21 protein-coding genes are annotated in these 24485 nt (G+C 68.6%); 9 read left to right on the top strand and 12 right to left on the bottom strand.

Annotated elements, in window-relative coordinates; translation table 11 throughout:
* On the top strand, positions 1–675 hold the full coding sequence (locus AC07NF_RS02045; RefSeq protein ID WP_494631596.1) for a response regulator transcription factor: 675 nt from the start codon (positions 1–3) through the stop codon (positions 673–675).
* Positions 672–2012: a sensor histidine kinase gene (locus tag AC07NF_RS02040; protein WP_494631600.1), complete on the top strand. Its 1341-nt coding sequence runs from the start codon at positions 672–674 to the stop codon at positions 2010–2012. Before AC07NF_RS02045 ends, AC07NF_RS02040 begins: the two co-directional genes overlap by 4 nt.
* Here AC07NF_RS02040 and AC07NF_RS02035 read toward each other — a convergent pair.
* A complete protein-coding gene (locus tag AC07NF_RS02035) occupies positions 1989–3302 on the bottom strand; it encodes a HAMP domain-containing sensor histidine kinase (RefSeq protein ID WP_494631605.1) in 1314 nt (437 codons plus the stop codon). The two genes, AC07NF_RS02040 and AC07NF_RS02035, sit on opposite strands and share 24 nt — an antisense overlap.
* Before the next feature lie 70 nt (positions 3303–3372).
* Positions 3373–4050 carry a response regulator transcription factor gene (locus AC07NF_RS02030; protein WP_494631607.1) on the bottom strand — a complete coding sequence of 226 codons (678 nt, stop codon included), beginning with the start codon at positions 4048–4050 and terminating at the stop codon, positions 3373–3375.
* Between the two features lie 183 nt (positions 4051–4233).
* Here AC07NF_RS02030 and AC07NF_RS02025 point away from each other — a divergent pair, with 183 nt between their 5' ends.
* Positions 4234–4740 (top strand): hypothetical protein, encoded by a 507-nt coding sequence (locus tag AC07NF_RS02025; RefSeq protein ID WP_494631611.1) that lies wholly within the window; start codon positions 4234–4236, stop codon positions 4738–4740.
* Positions 4741–4742: 2 nt separating this feature from the next.
* Here the strand turns inward: AC07NF_RS02025 and AC07NF_RS02020 are convergent, their stop codons facing one another.
* Together AC07NF_RS02020 and AC07NF_RS02015 are read right to left on the bottom strand one after the other, a co-directional pair.
* Entirely contained in the window at positions 4743–5480 is a 738-nt protein-coding gene (locus tag AC07NF_RS02020; RefSeq protein WP_494631615.1) for a tetratricopeptide repeat protein, read from the bottom strand.
* A gap of 75 nt (positions 5481–5555) precedes the next feature.
* Positions 5556–7859 (bottom strand): TonB-dependent receptor, encoded by a 2304-nt coding sequence (locus AC07NF_RS02015; protein WP_494631617.1) that lies wholly within the window; start codon positions 7857–7859, stop codon positions 5556–5558.
* A 220-nt stretch (positions 7860–8079) separates the two neighbouring features.
* Here AC07NF_RS02015 and AC07NF_RS02010 point away from each other — a divergent pair, with 220 nt between their 5' ends.
* Positions 8080–8514 carry an EamA family transporter gene (locus AC07NF_RS02010; RefSeq protein ID WP_494631619.1) on the top strand — a complete coding sequence of 145 codons (435 nt, stop codon included), beginning with the start codon at positions 8080–8082 and terminating at the stop codon, positions 8512–8514.
* Positions 8515–8536: 22 nt separating this feature from the next.
* Here the strand turns inward: AC07NF_RS02010 and AC07NF_RS02005 are convergent, their stop codons facing one another.
* The gene (locus AC07NF_RS02005; protein WP_492811293.1) at positions 8537–8764 is read right to left on the bottom strand and encodes a hypothetical protein; all 228 of its coding nucleotides are present in this window, start codon (positions 8762–8764) and stop codon (positions 8537–8539) included.
* Between the two features lie 146 nt (positions 8765–8910).
* Here AC07NF_RS02005 and AC07NF_RS02000 point away from each other — a divergent pair, with 146 nt between their 5' ends.
* From AC07NF_RS02000 to AC07NF_RS01985, 4 genes are all read left to right on the top strand, one after another.
* A complete protein-coding gene (locus AC07NF_RS02000; protein WP_494631622.1) occupies positions 8911–9453 on the top strand; it encodes a hypothetical protein in 543 nt (180 codons plus the stop codon).
* A 179-nt stretch (positions 9454–9632) separates the two neighbouring features.
* Positions 9633–10802, top strand: a complete 1170-nt coding sequence (locus tag AC07NF_RS01995) for a class I SAM-dependent methyltransferase (RefSeq protein ID WP_494631624.1) — start codon at positions 9633–9635, stop codon at positions 10800–10802.
* A gap of 65 nt (positions 10803–10867) precedes the next feature.
* On the top strand, positions 10868–11593 hold the full coding sequence (locus AC07NF_RS01990) for a winged helix-turn-helix domain-containing protein (RefSeq protein ID WP_494631626.1): 726 nt from the start codon (positions 10868–10870) through the stop codon (positions 11591–11593).
* Positions 11590–12993, top strand: a complete 1404-nt coding sequence (locus tag AC07NF_RS01985; protein ID WP_494631628.1) for a sensor histidine kinase — start codon at positions 11590–11592, stop codon at positions 12991–12993. The genes AC07NF_RS01990 and AC07NF_RS01985 overlap by 4 nt, the downstream gene beginning before the upstream one ends.
* Here AC07NF_RS01985 and AC07NF_RS01980 read toward each other — a convergent pair.
* The 3 genes from AC07NF_RS01980 to AC07NF_RS01970 form a co-directional block, all read right to left on the bottom strand.
* The gene (locus tag AC07NF_RS01980; RefSeq protein WP_494631629.1) at positions 12990–13994 is read right to left on the bottom strand and encodes a YncE family protein; all 1005 of its coding nucleotides are present in this window, start codon (positions 13992–13994) and stop codon (positions 12990–12992) included. The genes AC07NF_RS01985 and AC07NF_RS01980 overlap by 4 nt on opposite strands.
* A gap of 70 nt (positions 13995–14064) precedes the next feature.
* Positions 14065–14784, bottom strand: a complete 720-nt coding sequence (locus AC07NF_RS01975; RefSeq protein WP_494631630.1) for a phosphatase PAP2 family protein — start codon at positions 14782–14784, stop codon at positions 14065–14067.
* A gap of 26 nt (positions 14785–14810) precedes the next feature.
* A complete protein-coding gene (locus AC07NF_RS01970; protein WP_494631631.1) occupies positions 14811–17246 on the bottom strand; it encodes a TonB-dependent receptor in 2436 nt (811 codons plus the stop codon).
* A 419-nt stretch (positions 17247–17665) separates the two neighbouring features.
* Between AC07NF_RS01970 and AC07NF_RS01965 the strand changes: the two genes are divergently transcribed.
* Positions 17666–18478: a phosphatase PAP2 family protein gene (locus AC07NF_RS01965; RefSeq protein ID WP_494631632.1), complete on the top strand. Its 813-nt coding sequence runs from the start codon at positions 17666–17668 to the stop codon at positions 18476–18478.
* Here the strand turns inward: AC07NF_RS01965 and AC07NF_RS01960 are convergent.
* Genes AC07NF_RS01960 through AC07NF_RS01945 form a run of 4 tightly spaced genes read right to left on the bottom strand, consistent with a single transcriptional unit; the run spans position 18475 to position 24403 of the window.
* Complete coding sequence (locus tag AC07NF_RS01960) at positions 18475–19062, bottom strand: cation efflux transmembrane domain-containing protein (RefSeq protein WP_494631633.1); 588 nt, start codon at positions 19060–19062, stop codon at positions 18475–18477. The genes AC07NF_RS01965 and AC07NF_RS01960 overlap by 4 nt on opposite strands.
* Complete coding sequence (locus tag AC07NF_RS01955; protein WP_494631634.1) at positions 19059–22145, bottom strand: efflux RND transporter permease subunit; 3087 nt, start codon at positions 22143–22145, stop codon at positions 19059–19061. The genes AC07NF_RS01960 and AC07NF_RS01955 overlap by 4 nt, the downstream gene beginning before the upstream one ends.
* Before the next feature lie 3 nt (positions 22146–22148).
* Entirely contained in the window at positions 22149–23048 is a 900-nt protein-coding gene (locus AC07NF_RS01950) for a hypothetical protein (RefSeq protein WP_494631635.1), read from the bottom strand.
* Positions 23045–24403: a TolC family protein gene (locus tag AC07NF_RS01945; protein WP_494631636.1), complete on the bottom strand. Its 1359-nt coding sequence runs from the start codon at positions 24401–24403 to the stop codon at positions 23045–23047. The genes AC07NF_RS01950 and AC07NF_RS01945 overlap by 4 nt, the downstream gene beginning before the upstream one ends.
* Positions 24404–24485: the final 82 nt, after the last annotated feature.

Here is a 24485-nt window from a genome sequence, read left to right as displayed (position 1 = left end):
ATGAAGATCCTGATCGCCGAAGACGACGAAGAGACCGCCGCCTTCCTGACCCAGGGCCTGCGCGAGGTCGGCCATGTCACCTCCCTGGCGACCTCGGGCAATGACGCGCTGTTCCTGGCCACGAGCGAGTCTTTCGACGTCATGGTCCTGGACCGCATGCTGCCGGGGCTGGACGGCCTGTCCGTGTTGAAGATGCTGCGCGCCGGCGGGGTGCGGACCCCCGCCCTGATGCTGACCGCCGTCAGTCGCATCGTCGACCGGGTCGAGGCGCTGGAGAACGGCGCCGACGACTACCTGATCAAGCCCTTCGCCTTCTCGGAGCTGCACGCGCGACTGAACGTCATCGCCCGCCGTCCCGCGCCACCGGAGGCCGAACGGGCGCTCATTGTGTTGGACCTGGAGCTCGACCTGCAAAAGCGCATCGCCCGCCGAGGCGGACGTCGGCTCGACCTGCAGCCGCGCGAATTCACGATGCTGGAAGCCCTGATGCGCAACGCCCATCGCGTGATGACCCGCACCATGCTGCTGGAGCAGGTCTGGGACTTCGACTTCGATCCGCGCACCAACATCGTCGAAACCCACATCAGCCGGCTGCGCGCCAAGCTGAACGCCGGCTTCACGGAGGACGCCATCATCACGGTGCGCGGTTCTGGCTACATGATCCGCAGCGAATGATCAGAAGCCTTCCCCGCTCGACCGCGGGTCTGGTCGCCCTCGTGGCGGCCGCTCTCGCCATCACCACCATCGTGCTGGGCTTCGCCGTCTATACGGTATCGCACGAGGCGCTGGAGCGGCAGCTCGACCATCGGATCGCCGTAGAGACGCATGGCCTTCTGACACTGCACCGCCACGGCGGGCTTCCGGCCTTGGCGACCGGGATCAAGCAACGCGAAGCGACCGAACGCAGCGACGGGATGGGCTACATCCTGGACGACGCCGCAGGACAGCGTCTAGCCGGCGGGTTGCGGGCCGCGACGCCGCAACCAGGCTGGCTGGAATTCCTGCATTCGGAGGGCGGACGGACCTCCCAGGCCCTGACGACCCGCCTGCCCGACGGCGCTCGCCTGACCGTGGCCGCGGACCGCGCGCCGATCGGCGAGATCGACCTGGCGATCCTCAAGGCCTTCGGCATCGCCTTCTCGCTGATGCTGGCCGCCGGCGTCGGGGGCGCATGGCTGCTGGGCTCGGTGATCCGACATCGGCTGGCCCGGATCACCACCGCCGCCGAGGCGATCATCGACGGCGACCTGGCCCGGCGCGTGCCGCGCGATCCCGCCGCCAACGAGTTCGATGATCTGGCGGCGACGCTCAATCGCATGCTGGACCGCAACGAGGCGCTGCTGGAGAACCTGCAGCAGGTGTCCAGCGACATCGCCCACGACATGCGCACGCCCCTGGCCCGATTGCGCAACGTCCTGGACGCGGCCATGCGCCAGGACCTGAGCGCCGAGCAGGCCAAGGAGGCTCTGGCGCACGCCTCGCGGCACGCCGAGGATTTGCTGGATCTCTTCGCGGCCCTGCTACGGATTTCGGAGATCGAGAGCTTCCAGGTCCGCGGCGCGTTCCAGCCGACGAACCTCTCGGCGGTCGCCGAGCGCTGCATCGACGCGCTGCGTCCCGACGTCGAGGCGGAAGGTTATGCCCTGGTCGCCGACCTGGCGCCGGACATCGTGCTGGACGGCGACCGACACCTGCTGTCCCAGCTGATCGTCAACCTGATCGAGAACGCCGCGCGCCACACGCCGCCGGGCAGCACGATCCAGGTCCGGTTGGCGCGGGCTGGCGACCATGCCGAACTGTCGATCCGCGACAATGGTCCGGGCATCCCAGACGACCTGCACGCCTTCGTCCTTCGCCGGTTCTCGCGCCTGGAACAGAGCCGCCACAAGCCAGGCAACGGTCTGGGCCTGAGCCTGGCCGCGGCTATCGCCCGGGCGCACTTCGCGGAACTGCGCTTGAGCGACGCCGGCCCCGGACTGAACGTGTCGCTACGTCTGGCGACCGGCCGGTAGCGTGATGATGATGGCTAGACCCCGCTCGGTGGGGCGCACCCGAATGCTGCCGTCATGCGCGGCGACGATCGCCGACACGATCGACAGACCCAGCCCATGTCCAGGCGAAGAGCGTGCGGCGTCGAGCCGGACGAAGCGCTTGAAGATCAGGTCGCGTGATTGAGGCGGCACGCCGGGGCCGTCGTCGGCGACTTCCAGTTCCACAAGACCGGCGACGTCACGCAGACTGACCGCCACGCGAGCCTTCGGCCCGGCATGGACCAGCGCATTGTCGAGCAGGTTGGCCAGGGCGCGCTGCAGGAGACGCTGTTCGCCACGCACCTCGACCGGATGCAGATCGAGATCCAGCGTCATGCCCGCGGCGTCGAACGCCGGTCCGTAGGCTTCAGCCAGCTCGCGGATCGCCGCCTCCAGCGCGACCGGCCCGAACCGATCGCGCACCGAGCGCCCTTCCAGCTCCGAAAGCGCCATCAGGCTCGAGAGCAGATCCTGCAGACCGTCGACTTCCTGCAAGGCTCCGGCCAGCCCCTCGCGCTGCGGCTCGGTCGTGGCGATGGCTTCGACGTCCTCGAGACGCGCGCGCAGACGGGTCAGCGGCGTGCGCAGGTCGTGGGCGATGTCGCCGGAGACCTGGCGCAGATTGCCCATCAGGTCGCCGATCCGATCGAGCATGCGGTTGAGGACCTGGGCCAACTGGTCGAACTCGCCGCCTGAACCATCGATCGGCATCCGGCGCTTGAGATCGCCGCCCATGATCCCTTCGGCCGTCGTCTGGATCGCGTTCAACCGGCGTTGCACCACGCGCCCGAACAGCAGCATGGCCAGCAGGCTGGCGGCGATCATGATGCCGAAGTTGATCTGGAACAGCCGCTTCAGCGAACGATCGATCTTGTGAAGACCGCCCCGGTCGGCCGCGACGATCAGGCGTCCGCCGCGCTCCAGCGGACTGTTCATCGCTTGGGCGACACCCTGTGACCCGTCGGCGCGCCGAAACCGGGCGAACTCGCTCCAGCCGGCGGGCGGAACAGGACCGTTGAAGTCACCGGCCCGTCGCCGTCCCTGCGCATCGAGGACCAGATAGCCCATGCCATTGCCCTCCTCGCTCGCCGCGTTGAGGTAGCCGATCATGCGCCGGCTGGAAGGCTGGGTGCGGTCGCTGACGGCGCTGACCAGGACGTCGAAGTCGCTCCGCGCATAGGTCGCCAGCAAGGACGCGGTCTCGAGTTCGATCCGCCGGTCCAGCTGGCGCTCGATCTCATGGTGCACCTTGTCGAAGGTGATCGCGCCCACGGCCAGGGTCAGGACGCAGGACACGCCCGCCACGGTGAGCGCCAGACCGCCGATCGTCCGAGGAAGGCGCCTAAACACCGTCGTCCATCATGTAGCCGGCGCCGCGCACGGTGCGGATCGCGCTGCGGGAGAAGCCTTCGTTCAGCTTGGAGCGCAGCCGTGACATGTGGGTCTCGACGATGTTGGTCTTGGGGTCGAAGCCGAAGTTCCAGACCCGGTCGAGCAGCATGGTCCGGGTCACGATACGGCCCGGGCTGCGCATCAACTGTTCCAGCAGCATGAATTCCCGCGGCTGCAGTTCCACGGGACGTCCACTCCGGCGAACCTCGCGCCGCAGGAGGTTCATCTCCACGTCGGCGATCCGCAGCATGGCCATCGGCTCGGCGGTGGCCGGTCGGCGCCCCAGCGCCATGACCCGGGCGGCCAGTTCGGAGAAGGCGAACGGCTTGACCAAGTAGTCGTCAGCCCCCTCCTCCAGCCCCGTCACCCGGTCGTGGATCTGCGACATCGCCGTCAGCATCAGGACAGGGGTGTTGTCGCCCGCCGCGCGCAGCGCCTTGAGGAGCGAAAGACCGTCGATGCCCGGCACCATGCGGTCCAGCACCACGACGTCGAAACTCGCCGCCGACAGGCGCTGGAGGGCGGTGACCCCGTCAATCGACAGCTCGACCTGATGGCCGCGCTCTTTCAGTCCACGCACGACGAAGTCGGCGGTCTCGGCGTCATCCTCAAGCAAAAAGACGTTCAAGGCGTGACGCCCCGCACTCGCTTGCAGGGGACCTCGAACATTAGCGCCAGATTGGCCCGACTATACATTTTCCCAACATTGTCCACGAGGCGTCGACACCGTCAGCCGAGGCGCTATCTGCTGATAACGCGACTTGCTCGCAATACAATAGCCGATCGAAACACGATGTCCCAAGCCAGCGCAATGCTTCGTCTGAACGGTCGGCGACTGCGTCCTCGCCTGGGCGGGCAGTTCGCCATCCAGGCCGCGACGCCCGAGCCCAAAACCGCCGCGGCGCCTGCCCCGGGCGGCTTGCGGGCGAGCGTCGTCGCGCGCTGCGAAATGCTGGGCGTGCGCCTGACCGCCAAGCGTCGGCGGTTGGCCGAGGTGTTCGACATGGTCCCCGCCCCTATCGACCTGGAAACGGTCTGGTGGAAGGCCGTCGAGCTGGAACTGGAGGTCAACCGATCGTCGCTGCATCGCCTGGCCAACGACCTGGTCGCGGTCGGCGTGCTGCGGGAGATCGGCGTCGCCGACCGCCGCACGCGATACGCCACGCCGCCCGCCGTCGCGGTGGAGATCTCGGCCGGCGCCGACGCGCCTTCGGCGACCGAGCATGATCCGACCCTGATCGAGCACCTGTTGGACGCCCTGGCGCGTCATGGCGTGGACGCGGCCGGCCGCCGCATCGTCATCAGCCTGGCGGACTGACGTCATCGCGCGGCCTCCAGGCGATCGGCCAGCGCCCGATAGGCCTCGATCGGAGCCGCCCGCAGGAAGGCGATCATCTTGTCGATGAAGGCCGGCGTCGCAGTCGTGGCGGCCTGCTCGAAACTGGCCAAGGCCTCGGCGACGGCGCCGCGCGAGGCCAGGACACGGCCAAGATTGAAGCTGCCCCGAAAATCGCCGGCCGCCGCGGCGCGGGCGTAGTATTCGGCGGCGATCGCGAAGTCCTGCGGGACTTCCCAGCCGTCCTCGTGGAATCCGCCGACGATGTTGATCGACTTGGCGTGACCCAGGGCGGCGGCGCGCTGGAACCATTGCAGGGCCTCGGCGCGGTTTTCCGCCGTGCCGTCGCCCAGCATTAGCCGGGTCGCGTAGTTGTACATGCCCCATTCGTCGCCGCGCTCGGCGGCCTGGCGGTACCATTGCGCCGCCACCACGATGTCGGCCGGCGCCCCCCAGCCGTTCTCGTAAGCCCGCCCCACCATGTTGAAGGCCAGGGCGTCGCCGCCGGCCGAGGCCTTGATGAACCAGGCCAGGGCTTCGGTCGGCGCGGCCGGACCGCCGAAGCCGTCGAGCATCATCTGGCCCAGCAGCGCCTGGGCGCGTGGCACGCCGCGCTCGGCAAGGCCGAGCATCCAAGCCCGCGCCTCGTCCGGCGGCCCCGCCATCCGGCGCGCGACCTGGGAGACCATGGGATCTGCGGGACTGGAGTCGTGATCGGTCATCGGGGTTCGCATGAAAACAAAGCGGCCGCCCCAGCCTAAACCAGGGCGGCCTTGAGCCAAGTCGTCAGGGGAGGACTAGAACTTGGCGTTCAGGGAGAACACCGCCGAGCGCCCGGGGGCGATGGTGGCGTAGTGGGTCGGATAGGCCTGGCTGAAATAGGTCTTGTCGGTCAGGTTCTGGATGTTCAGCTGCGCGGTCAGATGGTCGTTGATCACGTAGCTGGCGTTGGCGTCGAAGCGCCAATAGCTGGGCACGAACTTGGGCAGGTTCGGATTGGTGCTGCCCATGACCTTGGCCATGTAGTTGGCGCCGCCGCCGATCGTCAGGCGCGGCAGCACCTTGTAGGTCGTCCACAGCGAGGCGCTGCTCTTGGGCGTGTTCGGGAAGGGCTGGCCGTCGGTCAGGCCGGCCGCCGCGCCCGAGCCGCCGTTTTTGACCAGGATGGCGTCCAGATAGGTGTAGCCGCCGAAGACGTCCCACTTGTCGGTGATCGAGCCCGAGGCCCCGATCTCGAAGCCGCGCACGCGCTTCTCGCCGGCCATGGCCACCGTGCCGTCGGTCTGGGTGATGCGGGCGTTGTCGGTCTTGACCTCGAACACCGCGCCGGTCAGCGACAGCTTGCCGCCGAACACATCCCACTTCGCGCCGGCTTCCAGCGTGTGGTTCTTCTCTGGGCTCAGCGCGGCGTTGACGTCGCTGCTGAGCGGCGTGCTCTCGCTGCCCTGGGCGATCGAGCTGCCCGAGGGCGTCGAGGCCGTGGCGTACGAGACGTAGAGCGCGGCGCTCTCGACGGGCTTGTAGACGACGGCGGTCTGGTAGTTCCACAGCTTATCATTGCGGTTGAACGTGCTGCGGGCGAACGGCGTTGTCGTGGCGCGGGCGCTGATGAAGCGGGCGTCATAGTCGTCGTAGCGAACGCCCAGGTTCACCTGCCATTGCGGGTTCAGCTCGATCGTGTCGAAGGCGTACAGCGCCTTGGTGATCGTGCGGGCGTTGGTCGGGTTGTTGTTACGCACGATCGTCCCGTTGAAGGGATCGCTCGGGTTGGGATTGTTGACGCTGGTGCAGACGAAGGCGGCGATCGCTGCGGCGTTGCAGGTGTTGTAGGTCGCCGCCAGCGCCCCGTTGTAGAAGACGTTGTAGCTGTCGTTCTCGCCTTCCTCGCGCGAGAACTCCAGGCCCGTGGCGAAGTTGTGGATCACCGCGCCGGTGTTGAACTTGCCATAGAAGTCGGTCTGGTTGGTCAGGTAGCTGACCTCGGTGACGCGGCTGTTGGGGCGACGCCAGATCAGGCCGTAATAGAGGTTGCCCTTGCTGTCGTCCGGCTGGGTCCAGATGTAGTCCTGGGCGCTTTCGGCATAGCGGGTGGTGTTGCGCAGGTGGATGTCGTGGCTGAAGTCGTGCTCCAGGCGCACGGTGGCCATGTCGACGCGCTCCTTGCGGAAGTCGCGATCCTTGACGCCGTAGAAGGTGCTGCGGTCGACCTTGATCGGCTCGCCATTGCCCGTCTGCAGCACGCGCGGCCGACCGTCGGTGCGGGCCGTGAAGGTCGGGTTGTTGTACGGGATGCCCGCGTCCGGCAGGTCGTCGCTCTGCAGGTGATAGAAGCTGACCGTGGCGCGGTTGGGCGTGCCTAGGCCAAAAGCGATCGACGGCGCGACGCCCCAGCGCTTCTGGTGGACCTCGTCGCGACCGGCCACGCCGGCGTCGTGGACCATCAGGTTCAGGCGCACGGCCACGCCGTCAGCGATCACGTGGTTCACGTCGAACGTAGCGCGCTTGTAGTCGGCCGTGCCGACCGCGACCTGACCACCGATCGAATTGGTGCGGTTTGGGGCTTTGTTGTTGATGTAGACGCCGCCGCCCGCGCCGCCGCGGCCGGCATAGCTGCCGCTGGCGCCTTTCACGACCTCGATGCTCTCGGTGTTGAAGACTTCGCGCGACTGGGCGCCGATGTCGCGCAGGCCGTCGACAAAGGTCGCCGACTGGGCGTCGTAGCCGCGCAGGAACGGACGGTCGCCGACCGGATTGCCGCCCTCGCCCGCGCCGAAGGTGATGCCCGGCACCGTGCGCAGGGCGTCGACCAGGCTGGCCGAGCCGGTCTGCTGGATCAGGTCCTGCGAGATCACCGTGATCGACTTGGGCGTGTCGCGCAGAGGCGCGGTCTGCTTGGGCGACAGGTTGGCCTTCTTGCCATCGATCTGGACGCCGCTGACTTCGGTCTGCTCGTCGGCCGGCGCGGTGGCGATCGCGCCGTCGGCCGAAACGGCTTCCGCATGAGCGGCCGAGATGCCCAGGCCCGCGACGCCCGCCACGGCGGCGACGCTCAGCGCGCGGCGGCTCCGGCTCCGGATACCCGGCGAAGACAAGGTGTTCATGTCGATAATCCCCAGACTTGCTCGACCAGGGAGGGCCAAGCGCCTTTTGAAACTGAGAGGCGCTCTTAACTACACAATCCCGACACATCAATGCGAAGCATTCGCAACTAACATTGATAATTCCCAATGAACATTGGGATTTCCCAATGTTTGCCTTCAGCTCTGGCGCCGTCGCGAACCCGGCGTCTAGCCTGCCGTTTGGCTTGTCGGAGAACTTGGCATGGGAACGACCACCAACTGGATCGGCTGGGCGCTCGGCTCGGCGAGCTTCGCCGCCCTCACCGCGATCTTCGCCAAGCTGGGCGTCAGCCAGGTCAATTCCGACCTGGCGACCTTCATCCGTACGGTCGTCATCTTGCTGGCGCTCGGAGCGTTCTTGACCGGCACGCGGCAATGGCAGCCGCTCGATACGGTTGGCGCCAAGAGCTGGCTCTTCCTGATCCTGTCAGGCCTGGCCACCGGCGCCTCGTGGCTCTGCTACTTCAAGGCCCTGAAGCTGGGCGACGCCGCGCGGGTGGCGCCGGTCGACAAGCTCAGCGTCATCCTGGTCGCGGTGTTTGGCGTGGCGTTCCTGGGCGAAAAGCTGTCGCCGACGAACTGGCTGGGCGTCTTGCTGGTCGGGGCCGGCGTCCTGCTCCTGACCTTGCGAGCCTGAGCGTCCCGCCTCGATCCCCGCCTCAGGGGGCCAAATCACCTTCAGCCTGGGCGGCTCTAGGCCAGGGACCGTTGCGGTCGACTGTCGCGATCACCTCATCGCCCGACCAGACCTCGACCGCCACGGCGCTGGCGTGCTCGTGCATCAGCTGCAGGGCGTGGCGACGATATTCGCCGTCCGGAAGGACCTGGACATCCACGGCCGTGGCCACCTGCTTTTCACTGAGACAGACGAAGGTAAAGGTGTCCATGAAGTGCTCCGACACCGGCTTAGCAGACCGGAAGATTTCCGCGCCTATACAATTTCCCAATATTGTCAGCGGGTCGTCGACATCGTCCGTGGGAGGTCTAGTGGAAGGGTTCGAACGCCCTCCCCGGCCGCTTATCGAACCTTCCCATGGCTCATCCGCCTCCAGTCGACCAGCTGAACGCCCGCGACCGAGCCCTGCGCCAGCGATATACAGCGGTTTTCTCCTCGTCCCCCGCCGCCCCCGGCGATGCGCCGCCGCGCCTGCGCCTGACGATCGACGAGAGCTGCCAAGCTCAACGCGTCGTCCTCATCCGGGATCACGAACGGCTGGCGAGGATATTTGACGAGACGGACTCACCCCTTTCGGTCAGCGAGGTCTGGGCTCGGGCCAGGGACCTTGGTCTGAATGTGAGCCGCTCGCACGTCTATGTCCTGATCCGCGGTCTGGTCGCTTCCCGGGTGTTAATTATCGCCGAGAATGGCCGCGCCATCCGCTATGCCGCTCCCTTCGCCACGAAACTCGAAGTTCGCGGAGGCGGCGCTCAAACCGCCATCACCATCGAAAACCCCGAAGCCATCGAACGCTTGATCGGCGCACTCGTAAGCGCGGGCTGCAAGGTCGATGGCCACGACCTCGTGGTCCACCTGGTCGCCCGCGACAGCGTTGAGCCGGAGTCCGAGAAACGGTGAGGCGCTCGCCCGTCCATGGCGTCGATCCCGAGCGAACCAGACACGGGGACCCGATGACCTTGGCCGCCACCTTGCTGCGCCGGGCGTTGACGCCGCTCGTTACGCACGGCCCGCTGCATATTGAACTTGCATCCAGCCAAACGGTCCGGGTCGGCCCTCCGACCGACGGACCCGTGGTCGTGCGCTTGACGGACGAGACGGCGGCTTGGGCGCTGCTGCGTAACCCCAGCCTACAGATCGGCGAGCTCTTCACGGCCGGGCGCCTGGTGATGGTGAAGGGCTCGGTCTACGACCTCCTCTGCCGGATACGCGTCGACGGCCGGGCCTCCTCGTCGCCGATCGCTGGCGTACTCGGCCGCCTGCGAGCTGGTCTCACGGCCTGGCGCAGGATGAGCGATCATGCGGCCGCGCAAAGCGAGGCCGCCCGCCACGATCAGATCGGCGACGCCTTCTACGGTCACTTCTTGGGCTCGGACTGGCGCTTTTCCAGCGCCTATTTCGATACGCCGGGCCAGTCGCTGGCGGACGCCCAGCGAGCGCAAGATCGCCACATCGCCGCCAAGCTGATGATCGAGCCGCGCCATCGGGTGCTGGATATCGGCTCCGGATGGGGCGGCCTCGCCATCTACCTCGCCAAGGTCGCCGGCGCGGCCAGCGTACTGGGCGTGACCCTCTCTTACAGACAGCTGGCCCGCGCGACCGTGCGGGCCCGCACCGAAAGCCTCTCCGACCGGGTCGGTTTCCGGCTGGCCGACTGCCACAGCGCCGAGGGAGTCTTCGACCGGATCGTCTCGGTGGCCTCTTTCCAGCATCCGGGTCTGGGCGGCGAGACGGCCTTCTTCCGGGCCTGCCGGAAGCGATTGGCGCCCGACGGCCTTATGCTGCTTCACACCACTTGCCACGCAGGTGGAGGCGGCCCCTACGACCCCTGGATGGCCAAGCATGTCTGGCCGCGCGGCCATGCGTCTTCGCTGTCGGCCATCGCGCGATCGGCCGAGCGCGCCGGCCTGACCATCACCGACGTCGAACAGCAGCGTGACCACCCTGCCCGCACCTTGCGGGCCTGGCGCGAAGCCTTCATGGCCCGCCGCGAGGAAACCGCAGCGCTGTTCGACGAACATTTCTGCCGGATGTGGGAATACTATCTGTCGGCGCTGGAGGCGGCCTTCCGGCATGGGTCGCTCGTGGTCTACCAGCTGCAGCTGGCCCCGCGCCCGGACGCCGCGCCGCCGACGCGCGAGACGGTGCGCGGCGAGGAAGAGTCGTTGCGCCTGCTCGAAGCGATCGCCGACGATCCTGAGGTGCGGGCCCGCTGGGGCCGACTGAAGTATCCGCGTCCCGTCCCCTGACCTTCGGCCACGGTCGCGCGCGCGTCACGCAAAGCGCCGATGGTCTTCGAGAAATGCGCCCCGCCATGACTGAACCCGCCGTTTCCGCCGCCCGCGCGCCCGAGCCGATCCGCGTCCTTGTGATCGAGGACGAACGCGAGACGGCCGAGCACATGTGCGAGGCGCTCACCGCGGCGGGCTGTCTGGCGAAACTGGCCAATGATGGCCTTGCCGGCCTGGAAATGGCGCTGACCGGCGCTTTCGACGTGCTGATCGTCGACCGGATGATCCCCGGCCTCGACGGGCTCTCCGTCGTCGGCAGGCTCAGGGCCTCTGGTGTCCAGACGCCGATCCTCTTCGTCACCTCGATGGGCGCGGTGAACGATCGCGTCGATGGCCTGCACGCCGGCGGCGATGACTATCTGGTCAAGCCGTTCTCGTTCGCTGAGCTCAACGCCCGCGTCGCCGCCCTCGCCCGCCGCTCGCCAGCGCCGCTGCGCGAACGCACCCTGCTCCATTGCGCGGACCTGACCCTGGACCGCCTGGAACGCGCAGCCACGCGCGACGGCCAGCCCATCGCCTTGCTGCCCCTCGAGTACAAGCTGCTCGAATATCTGATGCTGAACGCAGGCCAGGTCGTCACCCGCGCCATGCTGCTCGAGAAGGTCTGGGGTTTTCACTTTGACCCCCGTACCAACATCGTCGAGACCCACCTCAGCCGCCTGCGCGCCAAGGTCGATCCGGCCGGATCGCCGTCGCTGATCGCCACGGTGCGCGGCGAAGGCTACGTCGTCCGGCCGCCGGCGGCATGATGGGCCCCGCCGACACCGAGACCCTGGCCGAAACGCCGCGCGGGCTGGCTCGGCTGAGCCGCAACACCGGCATGCGCCTGGCGCTGATCCAGGTCGTCATCGTCATCCTGGCCTTCGCCCTGGCGGGCTATCTCGCCCAGGCGGCCATCAGCCGGCTCGACCGCGACATCATGCGCGAGCACGTGAAGGGCGAGATCGCCTCCCTGCGCGACGAGGTTGTGCAGAAGGGCCGGCCACATCTGCCTTACACGGTCGCCAAGCGCACGAGGCTGTGGCGCGGCTTCGACTACCGCCTGGTCCGGGCCGACGGGACCCTGGAGGCCGGCCGCCTGCCCGAGCCCAGCGCCATGGGCTGGACCGAGCTGGCCGGCGTGCCATCGCGCACCGACGCCAGCCGGCACCGGTTCCTGATCTTTACCGAGCGCCTGGCCGATGGCTCGCGGCTGTCGGTCGGCCAGGACCTTGCGATCGCGGCCGGCCAAATGCGGGCCGTGAACCAGGTGTTGTTCCTGTGCGGCGCGTTGGGCGCGATCTTCTGCCTGGGCGCCTCGTTCGCCTTCAACATCCAGGCCTGGCGGCGCATCGCCCAGGTGGCGCGGTCGGCGCGCCTGGTCTCGGCCGGACGCCTCGATGTCCGGACGCCGGTCCGACCGAGCCGCACGCCCGACGACCTCGATGAGCTCGCCCTGGCCTTCAACGGCATGCTCGATCGCATCGGCGCGCTGATCGACCAGCTACGCCAGGTGACCACCGACATCGCCCACGACATGCGCACGCCGCTGACCAGGCTACGGCATAAGATCGAGCGCCTGCGCGGCACGCTGGACCCGACCTCACCGCAGGCCCTGGCGGTGGCCCGGCTGGACGACGACGTCGGCGAGATCCTACGCACCTTCGACGCCCTGCTGCAGCTCTCGGAGATCAGCCGCCAGGACCGGCCGGACGCGATCATGGACCTGGCCAGCGCGGCTTCCCATGTCGCCGAGGCCTTCCGTCCGGACATCGAGGCCAGTGGCCGGCGCCTGGACGTGGCCTGCGTCGCGGCCCCGGCGGCGGCCGACCCGGCGCTGATCGCCCAGGTCTGCGCCAACCTGCTGGAGAATGCCCTGCGCCATACGCCGGTCGGGGCGCGCATCAGGCTGGAGACCTCGACGGGCGACAGCGGATCGCGCCTGCGGATCGCCGACGACGGCCCGGGCGTGCCGGCCGAGGCCCGCGAGGCGGCCCTCAAGCCCTTCGTGCGCCTGGAGGCCAGCCGCACCACCAAGGGCTCGGGCCTGGGCCTGTCGATCGTCGCGGCCATCGCCCGGCGCAGCGGCGCCCGCGTAGTGCTGGGCGACGCCGGGCCGGGCCTTGTGGTCGATCTTGTCTTTCCGCCGACGACGGAGCCGGACGCCTAGCGGTCCAGGACCAAGACCGCGAAGGTCCCGGGTTGCTGAGCCGGCTTGCCGCCGGGCTTGGCGGGCGCGTCGTACTTGGCCGACGGCAGGTAGACCTTGCCAGTCGTCGGATCGATCGTACCGGTCTTCGAACCCGGCTGAGTCGTGATCCTGCCGACCACCGCCACGTCGGTGGCGCTGCGCACCGCGATCACCGACAGCGTGCCGTCGCCGCCGCTGGGGATGTAGGCCAGCTTGCGCGCGGGATCGAAGAAGGCCGCGTCGGGCTTGGGACCGATCTTCAGGGTCGAAACGATCTTGCCGTCGACGGCCGAGACGGCCTTGGCCACGCCGTTGGCGCAGGCCGAGATCAGCACCTTCGAGGACGCCGCATAGGCCAGGCCGCTGGGTTCTTCGCAGCCGTCCAGCTTCCAGCGGGCGCTGACCTTGCGCGCGGCCATGTCGATGACGACGATCTCGCCGGTGTCCTCGATATTGACGAACACCCGGCCCGCTCCGTCGGCCGCGCCGTATTCCAACGTGCCGCCGACCGGGATCGCGCCGACCGCTTGACCGGCCTTCAGGTCGATCAGGGTGATGTCGCCGCCGTGGCCGTTCATGACCAGGGCCAGGCCGGTCGTCGGCTCGATCAGGGCCGCGTCAGGGCTCGTGCCGGTGGGAATGGTGGCCCGCACCGCGCCGGTCATGGCGTTGGCCAGGACCGCGGTGTTGCTTGCGCCGTTGGTGATCAGGATCTCGTCGCCGCCCGGCAGCGGCAAGGCGATGTGCGCCTTCTGGGCCGGCAGCAGGCTGGGCGTCACCTTGCCGGTGTCGACGTCGATGGCCGTGATCATCGCGCCATGCGCGACATAGAGCCGGTGATGGGCCGGATCGAAATTGGCGTAGTCCCACGGGCCGTCAGGCCCGGCGATGCGCTGGGTGATCTTCAGCGGCGGCGCAGCTGCGTCGGCGGCGCCGACAAGCGCCAGGCCGGCGGCCAGGGCGAGAGAAACGATCTTCATGCGGTAGTCCTCGTACAGTGTCGGAGACGGTGACCGACGCCGCCGCTCGGCGCCGGCCACATCGATTTTCTTACTGGGCCAGGCCCGCGCCCTTGAGCTCGGCGTGCGCGGCCGAGAGCTTGGCCTGGAAGGCCGGGTCTTTCAGCAGCGTGGCGACGAAGGCGGCCGCCAAGGCCTGGCTGGCGCGGGTGTCGGTGACGTAATGCGAACCGCAGACCACGCGGCTGTAGGCGTAGTCCTGGCCCCGCGCCATCAGCACCTGGGCCTTTTCCGGGATCAGCACCGCCAGGGTCATGGCCAGCGAATAGCCCAGGGTCGAGTGGCCGCTGGGATAGGAGGTCAGCGGCTTGTCGCCCGGATCGCAGCTCTGGATCGAGGCGTCGACCGCCCAGGGCCGCTTGCGCAGGAAGAGCTTCTTGGCGCCGCCGGCCGCGATCGAGGCGTCGTTCTGGACGATGGCCAGGACCTCGCGAGTGGCGGGCAGCTTGGCGACATCGAAGCGCTCGCCCAAGGTCGGGACGAACATCGAGGGATCCTCGTGGTCGTCGTCCCACTTGGCCTGGGCGCGACGCTCGGGCGAGGCCTCGGCGATGATACGGCGGATCTCGGCCAGGTCGGCCTTCTCGGCGGCCGAGCCTTCGGCAGGCGGCGGCGGCAGCAGGCGGGCCGGATCGACATCGGCCGGAACCAGCAGCTGCAGAACCTTCTCGGGCTTGGCGGGCGCGGTCTGGGCGATCGCCGGCAGGGGCGCGGCGATGATCGCCGCGCTGATCAGGAGATGACGGAGCATGGGGAATTCCTTGTCCAGGGCGCGCGTCAGAACGCGGCCTTGAGGGTGATCTGGTAGCTGCGGCCGACTTGATAGGTGAACACATTGGCCGCCCCGCCCTGGGCGACCGTCTCGGCCGGCAGGTTCGTGCCGGCCAGCAGGGCCTTGCCCTTGAACGAGGTGATGTCGTTGGTGTCGAACAGGTTCAGCACCTGGGCCTGCAAGCTGTAGTGACCCAGGTGATAGGTGGCCGAGAGGTCGGCCTGGTTGAACGACTTCACAAGGCCTGTCGGCGGCGTGGTTCCCGAAGCAGCGGTGGCCAGTTGCGGTCCGATCAGCTTGTCGTTCAGCGTGACGATCAGGTTGTCGCCCTGGGCCAGGACGTCGTGACGCTCCGACCGGACGCCTAGCGCCGCCGTGCCGCGCGGGACCTTGGCCAGCTGGTGGCCGTTGTAGCCGGGGTTCAGCGGGTCGTCCTTGCCGGTGGCCTGGTTGACCGTGCCGTTGGCGAAGACGCTGAAGCCGTAGGGCAGCACATAGGTCGCCTGCAGCTCGACGCCCTTGTAGGTCGCGCCGCCGAAGTTGGTCTGGAAGGTCTCGCCGGTGGTCAGCTCGGTCTGGGTTTGGATCTTGTGCTTGAAGTCGATGTAGTAGGCGTCGGCGTCCAGGGTCAGATTGCCGGCGTTGTAGACCGTGCCGATCTGGTAGTTGGTCGACTCCTGCGGCACGACTTTGTTGGAGCCGGGATTGTTGACGTAGAAGATGCTGATGCTGGGGACCAGGAAGCCCTGGGCATATTGTCCGTAGACGGACCAGTTCGACGCCACGCGGTAGTTGGCCGTCAGGAACGGCAGGGTCTTGGTGAAGGTCCCCGACACATCGGCCGGCTGGATCGAGCCCTTCACGGCCACGGCGGGCGCGCGGACATAGAGCTTGAAGTGCACGTACTTGACGCCCGGCGTCACGGTCAGCCGGTCGTTCGGCTTCCACTCGAACTGGGCGAAGGGCTGGTACTGATGCCAGCCGGAATATTCGTTGTAGGCGATGTTGAGCGGGACCTGGCAGGCGCCGTCCCACGCCTTGCCCGGCGCGCTCTGCTTGGCCCAGTCACCGCAGGCGCTGTCGCCGGCGACCACGGCGGCCTTCTCGCGATAGTCCGGCGCCTTGGTGATCAGGTCGATGTCGAGGCGCGAGCGGCCAGTCTTGGCCAGTTCGTACTCCCCGCCGACCGTGAGAACACCCGCGTCGAAGTCCTTGGTGAACTTCAGGATATCGCCGCGCACGCGGTACTTGTTGCGCTTGAGGTAGCCCGGCAGGCCGTTGACCTTCAGACCCGAGGCGTAGCCCGCGCCGCCGGCCGGATAGGCCGCGGCCGGCGTCAGGATCACCTTGTTGGCCGCCGCCAGCGCCGTGGCGCCGATCGAGGCGTCCGCGCCGTTGTCGTTGGCCGACAGGGTCTTGTTCGAATACCAGTATTCGTAGGCCGTGTTCTGGACATGCAGGCCCTCGGCCAGCTCGCCCTCCAGGCGGACATAGCCGAACTCAGTTTCCTTCTTGGTGTAGTTGTAGCCCTTGTAGGTCTGCAGGGTCGGGTCGTCGCTCAGCGCGAACCGCTTCCCGTAGAGCTCGGTCTGGGCGACCGTGGCGTTGCCGCTGGCGTCGCCCTGGTAGTAGGTGTTGTAGTTGTGGGTGTAGAGGGCCGTCAGGTTCCACTTCTCGCCCAGCGGCGCGCCGACCTTCAGGAACTGGTTGTAGCCATCGCTGGCGCTGTTGGTCAGGTAGCCGTCGGTCTTGTATTCCATGAAGTTCAGGGTGGCGTTGACCCCGTTCAGCTTGGCGATCGGACCGGTGGCCAGGGTGGTCACGGCCTGTTTCGTGCCGAAGCTGCCCAGCGTCAGAGTCTGACGGGCCGACAGCTTGTCCTCGAACGGCAGCGAGAACAGGTTCACCGAGCCGCCGAAATTGGCCTGGCCCAGGTCCGTCGCCTGGCCTGGGCCGCGGTCGATGACGACGCCGCCGATGGTCGAGGACGGGAAGAACGAGTTGGAGTGGTGGCTGGGACCGTTGGTGTCGCCCCAGGCGATGCCGTCATAGGTGACGTTGAACTCGCCGTCCTGGAAGCCGCGCAGGGTGATCTTGGCCCCGTCGGTCGCGCCCGAGCCGTTGGAATTGGGAATGGTGGCCATTGAGGGCGCCAGGATCGCCGTGGTCGTGTAGTCGCCGACGCGCGGGGCGCTTTCCTCGATGAACTTGCGGGTGATCACCGCCTGCGGTTCGGTCGCCGTCAGCGAGGCCGAGACCGGCGCGACATTGGCCGCGTGGCCCTTGAGCGCGGTGACGACGACCGCGTCGACTTCCTTTTCCTGCTCAGCCGCCGGACCGTCGGCCGCATGGGCCACGTTGGCCAGGCCCGCGCACAGCGCCAGGGCCAGCATCGACGCCGAGGCCAGGACCTCCAGGCGCGCCTTCGAGAACTTCGTCATCGGTTTTATCCCCCGTTCACTGACGATCGAAGCGAAAGGGAGCGCTCCGGTCGGGTTCGGCGGCGGATTAGTCGGCCGGGGACGGCTTGGCGTGTGAAGACTTGATGTCCGAACGACTACACTTTCGCATCAGCGAGGGACGACGTTGTTCTACAAGCGAATTTCAGACGACCGGAGCGAAAGGCCGGAAGATTGAGATATCTCAATGTTGCCGACAGTTGACTCAATACAAAGCCGCCGGCAGCATCTTCGGCCCATTCGGCAGATAGGATCCGACTTCGACTTCCAATTGCTCAGAAGCGCGCGACTCTACGCCTACCTAAAACCTTGGGGTTTTGTATAGTTCCGGCCACCTACCGCCAAGGTTAGAGATCGCATTCTGCCGCGCTCGCGGATCCGCCCCGCGCGCGGAAGATCCGATGCCTCAGCCCTCCACGCCTCCCCAGACAGCGCTTGGCGCCATCGCCGACCGCGTGCTCGTCCATTGGCGCCTGATCGCCGTCGGTCTCAGCGTCCTGCTCGTGCTCTACGTGCTCAAGCTGGGCGCGGACGTCGTTAGTCAAGGACCCATCGTCCGGACCGATGCAGCGCTCGCCGGCCAGCTCCGGGGCCTGCGCGCGCCCTGGCTCGACAACCTCATGATGATGGCCTCCGCGCTGGGCGATGGCAGCCAGCGCACCGCGATCACCGCCCTGGCCACGCTCTATCTGCTTTGGCGGCGACGGTGGCGGTGGGCGCTCGCCTTGGTATTCGTCATGGCCGGTTCAGCGCTGATCACCCCGGCTTTCAAGACCGCATTCCATGTCGCGCGCCCTTCCACGCTCTATTCCGGCGCCCAGGCCTACAGCTTCCCCAGCGGCCATGCGACCTCGGCCGCGGCTCTCTACCTGACTCTCGCCTGGATGGCGTCGCGCGGTCTCGCCCGCCGCTGGCGGCCCCTGGCCTGGCTGCTGGCCTGCGCCGCCGTCCTCGTGACGGCCGTCTCCCGGGTCTATGTCGGCGCGCACTGGCCCTCGGACGTCGTCGCTGGCATGGCGCTGGGCGGCGCGCTGGCGAGCCTGGCCATCGCTTTCGCCGCCGGCGCCAGGCCGGACACGCGCCCCACGCGCGATGGTGTGGCCTTCATCGCCGCCGTGGCGATCGTCGCGGTGGCGTTGGGCCCTCACGCTTTCGGCAAGGCCCAACGCCTCTACGGACCGTATCTTCACGCCGCGCCCAATAGCGCCTTCTAGGCCTCGGCGTCGCTCTCGCCCCGAGCGGCCGCCAGGACTTCCCGTGCGGCGTCGATGTTCATGCAGGCGATGGCGCAGCCGACCAGGAGATCGGGCCAAATGGATCGCGTCACGACGGTGAGGCCCGCCGCCAGGATGATCCCGACATTGGCGATGGCGTCGTTGCGCGCCGACAGGAAGGCGGCCTTGGTCAGGCTGCCCTCATGGTCCCTGTAGCGCGCCAGGAGGAAGGCGCAGCTAAGGTTGACGATCAGAGCCCCCAACCCGGTCAGCGAGAGCAGATCCGGCGCGGGAACCACCGGCGCCTGTAGTTTGCGCCAGAGGGTCCAGAGGAACGCCAGGGCGGGCGCGAGCAGCAACAACGCCAATACCCGGCCAAGACTGGCTCTGTTCGCGGCGGTCCAGCCCAGTCCGACCAGGATCAGCAGGTTGACGGTAGCGTCCTCGAGGAAGTCCACGGCGTCCGCCAGCAGCGAGGCGGACTCGATGCGGACGGCGATCGCGAACTCCACACCGAAATAGACGAGATTGAGCAGGGCGACGATCAGGACGACGCGGGCAAGCTGGGCGCCGACCGGTTTCATGCGGGAGCGCCGGACACAGGAGGCCGTCCAAAGCGCCAGATCAGGCTGGGCAGGACCACGAGGCTGGCGATGGTCGAGGTGACCAGGCCCCCGAGGATGACGATGGCCATCGGCCCCTGGATTTCTCGGCCGGCCTGCCCCGTCTGGATGGCCAGCGGCAGCACGCCCAACGCCGTCACCAGGGCGGTCATCAGGATCGGCGTTACCCGCTCCCGCGTCGCTCGCGCGATGGCGGCCAGCGACCAGGCCTCGCCCTCGACCAGCACCAGGTGGTCCAGGTGCGACACCAGCAAGATGGCGTTGCGGGCCGCCACGCCGAACAGGGTCACGAAGCCGACCAGCGAACCCAGCGACAGGCTGGCGCCGGTCAGGGCCACGGCCGCGACGCCGCCGACCAGGGCGAACGGCGCCGACGCCAGGATCAGGCCGACAGAGCGGCCGCTGCGGAAAGTGATCAGCAGCACCGCCACCACGCCGATCAGGGCGATCGCGACATTGAACAGCAGCTGCCGCCCGGCGCTCGCCGCCCCCTCGGCCGTGCCGCTGTAGTCCAGATAGACGCCGGGCGGCAACTTGACCGACTCGGCGATGGCGTCCTGCACGGCCTTGGTCACCTTCTGGGCGTCCTTGGGCGTCGGGTTGGCCGTCACCACCTGGCGCGGCCGGCCGCCTTCGTGGGCGATGCTGGTCCGGCCGTCGGTCAGATAGACCTTGGCGATGTCCTTCAGCGCTACGACCTGGCCGCCCTGGGCGCGGATCAGCAGGTCGCCGACGGCCTCGGGGTCCTGGCGAACCTCCGGCGGCGTGGTCACGGCGATGTCGAGGGCCCGGCTCTCCTGATAGACCTGGGCCGCCACCGCGCCCTGATAGGCCGTCTGGATCGCATCCAGCACCTCGGCCGGGGCCAGGCCGTAGCGGGCCAGGGCCGGCAGGTTCAGGTCGACGCGGACGACCGGCGTGCTCGGCGGAATCTGGATCTTCACATCGGTCGCGCCGGAGACCTTCTCCATCACCGCGGCGATGCCGGCGGCCGTCTTGTCCAGCGTGTCGAGGTCGGCCCCATAGATGCCGACGGCCAGCGACGCGGTCTCGCCCGACAGGGACTCGCCGATGCGGTCGCCGAGGAAGGTCAGCACCTCGGTCTCCAGGCCCGGATAGCTGTCGAGGACCTTGTGGATCTCTTCCTGGATGCGGTCCTGGTCCTTGCCCGACAGCTTGGGCTTCAGCTCGACGTGGAATTCGCTGCGCTCCGTCCCGAAGGCGTCTTCGCCGCCGGACGCGCGGCCGATCTGCTGCTCGACGCTCTGGATGCCGTCGACGGCCAGGAGGTCGTGGGTGATCCCCTGCCCGTACTTGCGCATGACGCCCAGCGAGGTCCCCGGCGGACCGGCGACGCCGAGCACGAAGTGGCCTTCGCGGAAGTTGGGCAGCAGTTCGGAATTGAACAGCAGGAAGCCAGCGCCGGTGACCGCTGCGGCGGCGATCACGCCGATGACGGCCAGGCCCGGACGGCCGCTGGCGCGGGTCAGGACGCCCTCGTGCCAGACCTTGGCGCGTTCCAGCGCCCGGGGCTCCTCAGGCACATGGGCGTTGCCCAGCAACAGCAGGGCCAGCGGTGGGGTCACCACCACGGCCACGGCCAGGGAAGCGGCCGTCGCCAGGATGAAGGCGGCGGCCAGGGGCGAGAAGAACGCGCCTTGCAGGCCGCCCAGCATCAGGACCGGGGCAAGGACCAGGGCGACCACGACGGTGGCGTAGATGACCGGCGCGCGCACCTCCAGCGAGGCGCCGAGCACGACCTCGACCGCCGCCCGATCGCCGCGCTCGCGCAGGCGACGGACGATGTTCTCGACATCGATGACCGCGTCGTCGACCACCACGCCCAGCGCCACGGCGAGGCCGCCCAGGGTCATGGTGTTGATCGTCCAGCCCAGAGCGTCCAGTACGATCACCGCCGTCAGCAGCGACAGCGGGATCGAGATGAACGAGACCAGGACCGCGCGCAGATTGCGCATGAACAGCAGCAAAACGAGCGCGATCAGCACCGCGCCGATCACCAGGTCCTCGGTGATCCCGCCCAGCGCGGCGGTGATGAAATTGGCCGGCCGGTGCAGGTCGGCGAACACCTTGACGCCCTGGCTGTCGAGGGCCGGCTTCAACTCCGCCATCGCCGCCTCGACGGCGTGGGTCGCGTCCAGGGTGTTGGCCCCATACTGGCTGGACAAGCTGATCAGCACGCCGGGCTTGCCCATGATCACGGCCTCGCCGACGTCGGGCGCGGCAGCGTCGACCACGTCGGCGACATCGCTGACGCGAACAGGCGCGCCACCCACTGAACTCGGGATCGGCGCGGCGCCGATGTCGGCGGGCGTGAGCGCCTGACCACGGGCGTCGATCAGGATCCGCTGCTCGGGCGTGTCGATGAAGCCCCCGCCGCTGACGCCGGTCGCCGCCTTCACGGCGGTGACGAGGTCCGCCAGTGACAGGTCGCGGGCGGCCAGATCGTCAGGCCGGGCGCGGACCTCGAAGCGACGGACTTCGCCGCCATAGACGGTGGCGCGCGCCACGCCGGCCGCCGCCAGGACACGCGGCCGAACGGTCCACTGAACGAGATCGCGCAGCTCCATCGGCGACAGGCGCTCGGAGGTGAAGCCGATCTTCAGCAGGTCCATGGTCGAGGAGGTCAGCGGCGCGACCTTGGGCGGGGCGACACCCGCCGGCAAGGTCCCAGCCACTTCGCCCAGCGCCTCGGCCACCACCTGGCGGGCGCGGTAGGGATCGGAGCCCTCCTTGAAGACGACGCTGACCGACGACAGGCCCTGCTGGGAGTCCGAGCGCACGGTCTGGACGCCCGAGGCGCCGTTGACGGCCTGCTCGACCGGCCGGGTCACCAGCTGCTCGACCTGCTGGGCGGTCAGGCCCGGCGCCTCGGTCGAGATCTCGGCCTGGGCCGGGACGAACTCTGGAAAGACGTCGAACTTGGCGTGGGACAGGACCACGCCGCCATAGATCAGCAGCAGGATCGCGCCGAGCGCGACGAGGCGGGGCCTTTCCAGGCACCAGCGGACAATGGCGCTGAGCATGGATCAGTCTCCGCCCTTGGGGGCGTTCTCGGCCGCGAAGATCGCGGCCGCGCCGGACACTGCCACCGGCTCGCCCGGCTTCGCGCCGCCTGTGGCGAACAGGCCATCCGCCTGCGGGACGACGCCGCTCAGGACGCGGCGCTCGAAATGGGTCGGGTCCTGGCGGACGTAGATGAAGACCTTGCCTTGGGCGCGCATCACCGCTGATCGCGGCGCGAGAATGCCGGTCGTTCCCACTGGTCCGCTGAGCACGGCCGGTGCGGTAAGACCCGCCGCCAGCCGGCCGGCCGCCGGACCGCGCACCACGCCGATCAGCCCACCCGACTGCAGGCGGGTGTCGGCCGTCCGCGCCGAACCCAGCAGGGTCACGACGGGCCGCTCGCCACCACTGAGCTCCAGCTGGACGCCGCGAGCGTTGGCCGCGCCGGCCGGCGCGTCGATCCGCACCAGGGCCGCGCGACCGGCCGCCAGATCGGCCAGCAACCGGGCTCGGGGTCCGTCAGACACAAAGGCCGAGCCCCACTCCAGTCCGATCCGACGGCGCAGCAGGGCCAGCTTGGCGGCGTCGGCGCTGGCCACCGCTTGGGCGGCTTGGGCGGTCTTGAGCGAAATAGTGGCGTCGGCGGCCGCCAGCGCCTTGGTCCGAGCGGCCTCGGCTGCCGAGGCCCGGGCGGCGGCCTGGGCGGCCAGCAGGTCGCTGTCCAGGGTCGCCAGCGGCACGGGGTCCAGCACGCGGGCAAAGCCGTTGATCGTGCCGGCATAACGCGCCGCCGCCAGAGGGGCGGTGGTCACACCCAGGCGCTTCTGGGTCGCCGCGTCCAGTTCGACGCCCGCGAAGGCGTGGCCGGCGAAGGCGACCGCCATCAGGGCCGCGAGGGCGCTGGTTTTCGCGCCAGACTTCATTGTCCGTCTCCTAGGGTGCGGGACGTGGTTTCGAGCAAGTTGAGTTCGGCCGGATCGAAGGGCGCGCGCAGGGCGTCCTCCAGATCGATCCCGGCCAAGGCCTGCGCCTTGCGGGCGTCGAGCAGGTTGAGCCGCGTCTCCAGCGCCAGGGCCCGTGCGCCCAGATCGTCGACACGATCGGCGGCGCCGGCCCTCAGGCTGCGGGCGGTCGTCGCCGCGAGGGCGTCGGCGTTGGGAATGTCGCGCCCCTGAACCTGGGCCGTCGTGGTCCGCGTCGCGTCCAGGACCGCTTCGGCGGCGTCGATGGCCGAGAGCGCGGCGGCCTGGACGGCTTCGAGCGAGCGTCCGGCCTCGGCGCGCTTGGCCTCGGCCTGGGCGATGGCCGCGCGGTTGAGGTCCTGCGGCGGCAGGGTCAGGGCCAGGTTGAACGGCAGCTTGGCGACACCGTGATCATAGGTGTAGCCGGGCCCGATGCGGACCTCCGGATATTGCTTGGCGATTTCCAGCCGCAGGGCGCTTTCGGCCAGGTCGTAGTCGACCACCGCCCGCAGGACGTCGCGCCGTGTCAGGGCGGCGGTTCGTGCGGCGGCCGGGACATCGAGGTTGGCCGGCGGCGTAGTCGCCGACGCGAGGCGCAGGTCCCGCACGGCAGAGGCCTGAACGCCCAACGCTCCAGCCAACGCCGCGTCGGCGGCGGCGCGGCGGCCCTGGGCGTCGGTCACCCGACGACGAGCCGTCTCGAGTTCGCCCCGGGCGATCAAGGCCAGGCTGCGGTCGTCCTCGCCGGCGGCGACACGCTGGTCCAGGCGATCGGCGCGAGCTTGGCGGATGGCTTCGATCGCGCGGGCCTGGGTGATTTCCTCATCGGCGAAAGCCCGTTCGGTCCGCGCCTTGGCCAGCGCCGTGCGGATGGTCCAGACCGCCTCGCCGTAATCGTAGAGCGCCTGCAGGGCCGCCAGATCGGCGGCGCTGATCCGTTCCTTGCGTCGGCCGCCAATGTCCAGTGGGATGTCCGAAACGGCGCCGTACAGCCATTGCTTGGGCTCGGACTTGGCGAACTCGGCCGTCAGGGTCAGGCTGGCCGGCGGCGGCACGTGCGAGACCTTGGCCGCCGCGCGGGCCGTCCGGTACTTGGCCGCCGCTTCCGCGACGGACGGATTGTTGCGTAGCGCCTCGGCCAGCAGCTCGGCCCCCGTCCAGGCATGGCCGTCGGCCGGCGCGGACAGACGCGCCGCCGCGCGGTGATCCGGATAGGCCTCCAGCCGCACGGGCGCGGGCGCATAGGCCACGCAGGCCGACAAGCACAGGCCCGCGACGACAATGGCCATGGCGAGCGGCTTAAGAGAGGTGCTCATCCGGATCTCCTCGATCCTTTTGGCTTAGACTGCGCCGCTTGACGGTCGCATGGCTGCAAGATTGCGAATTCCCAATCTTGCC

The sequence above is a fragment of the Caulobacter sp. GW821-FHT10A06 genome, assembly GCF_059415805.1.
The sequence above is the reverse complement of the archived record's forward strand: the minus strand, read 5'-3'. Positions and strand labels throughout refer to the sequence as shown.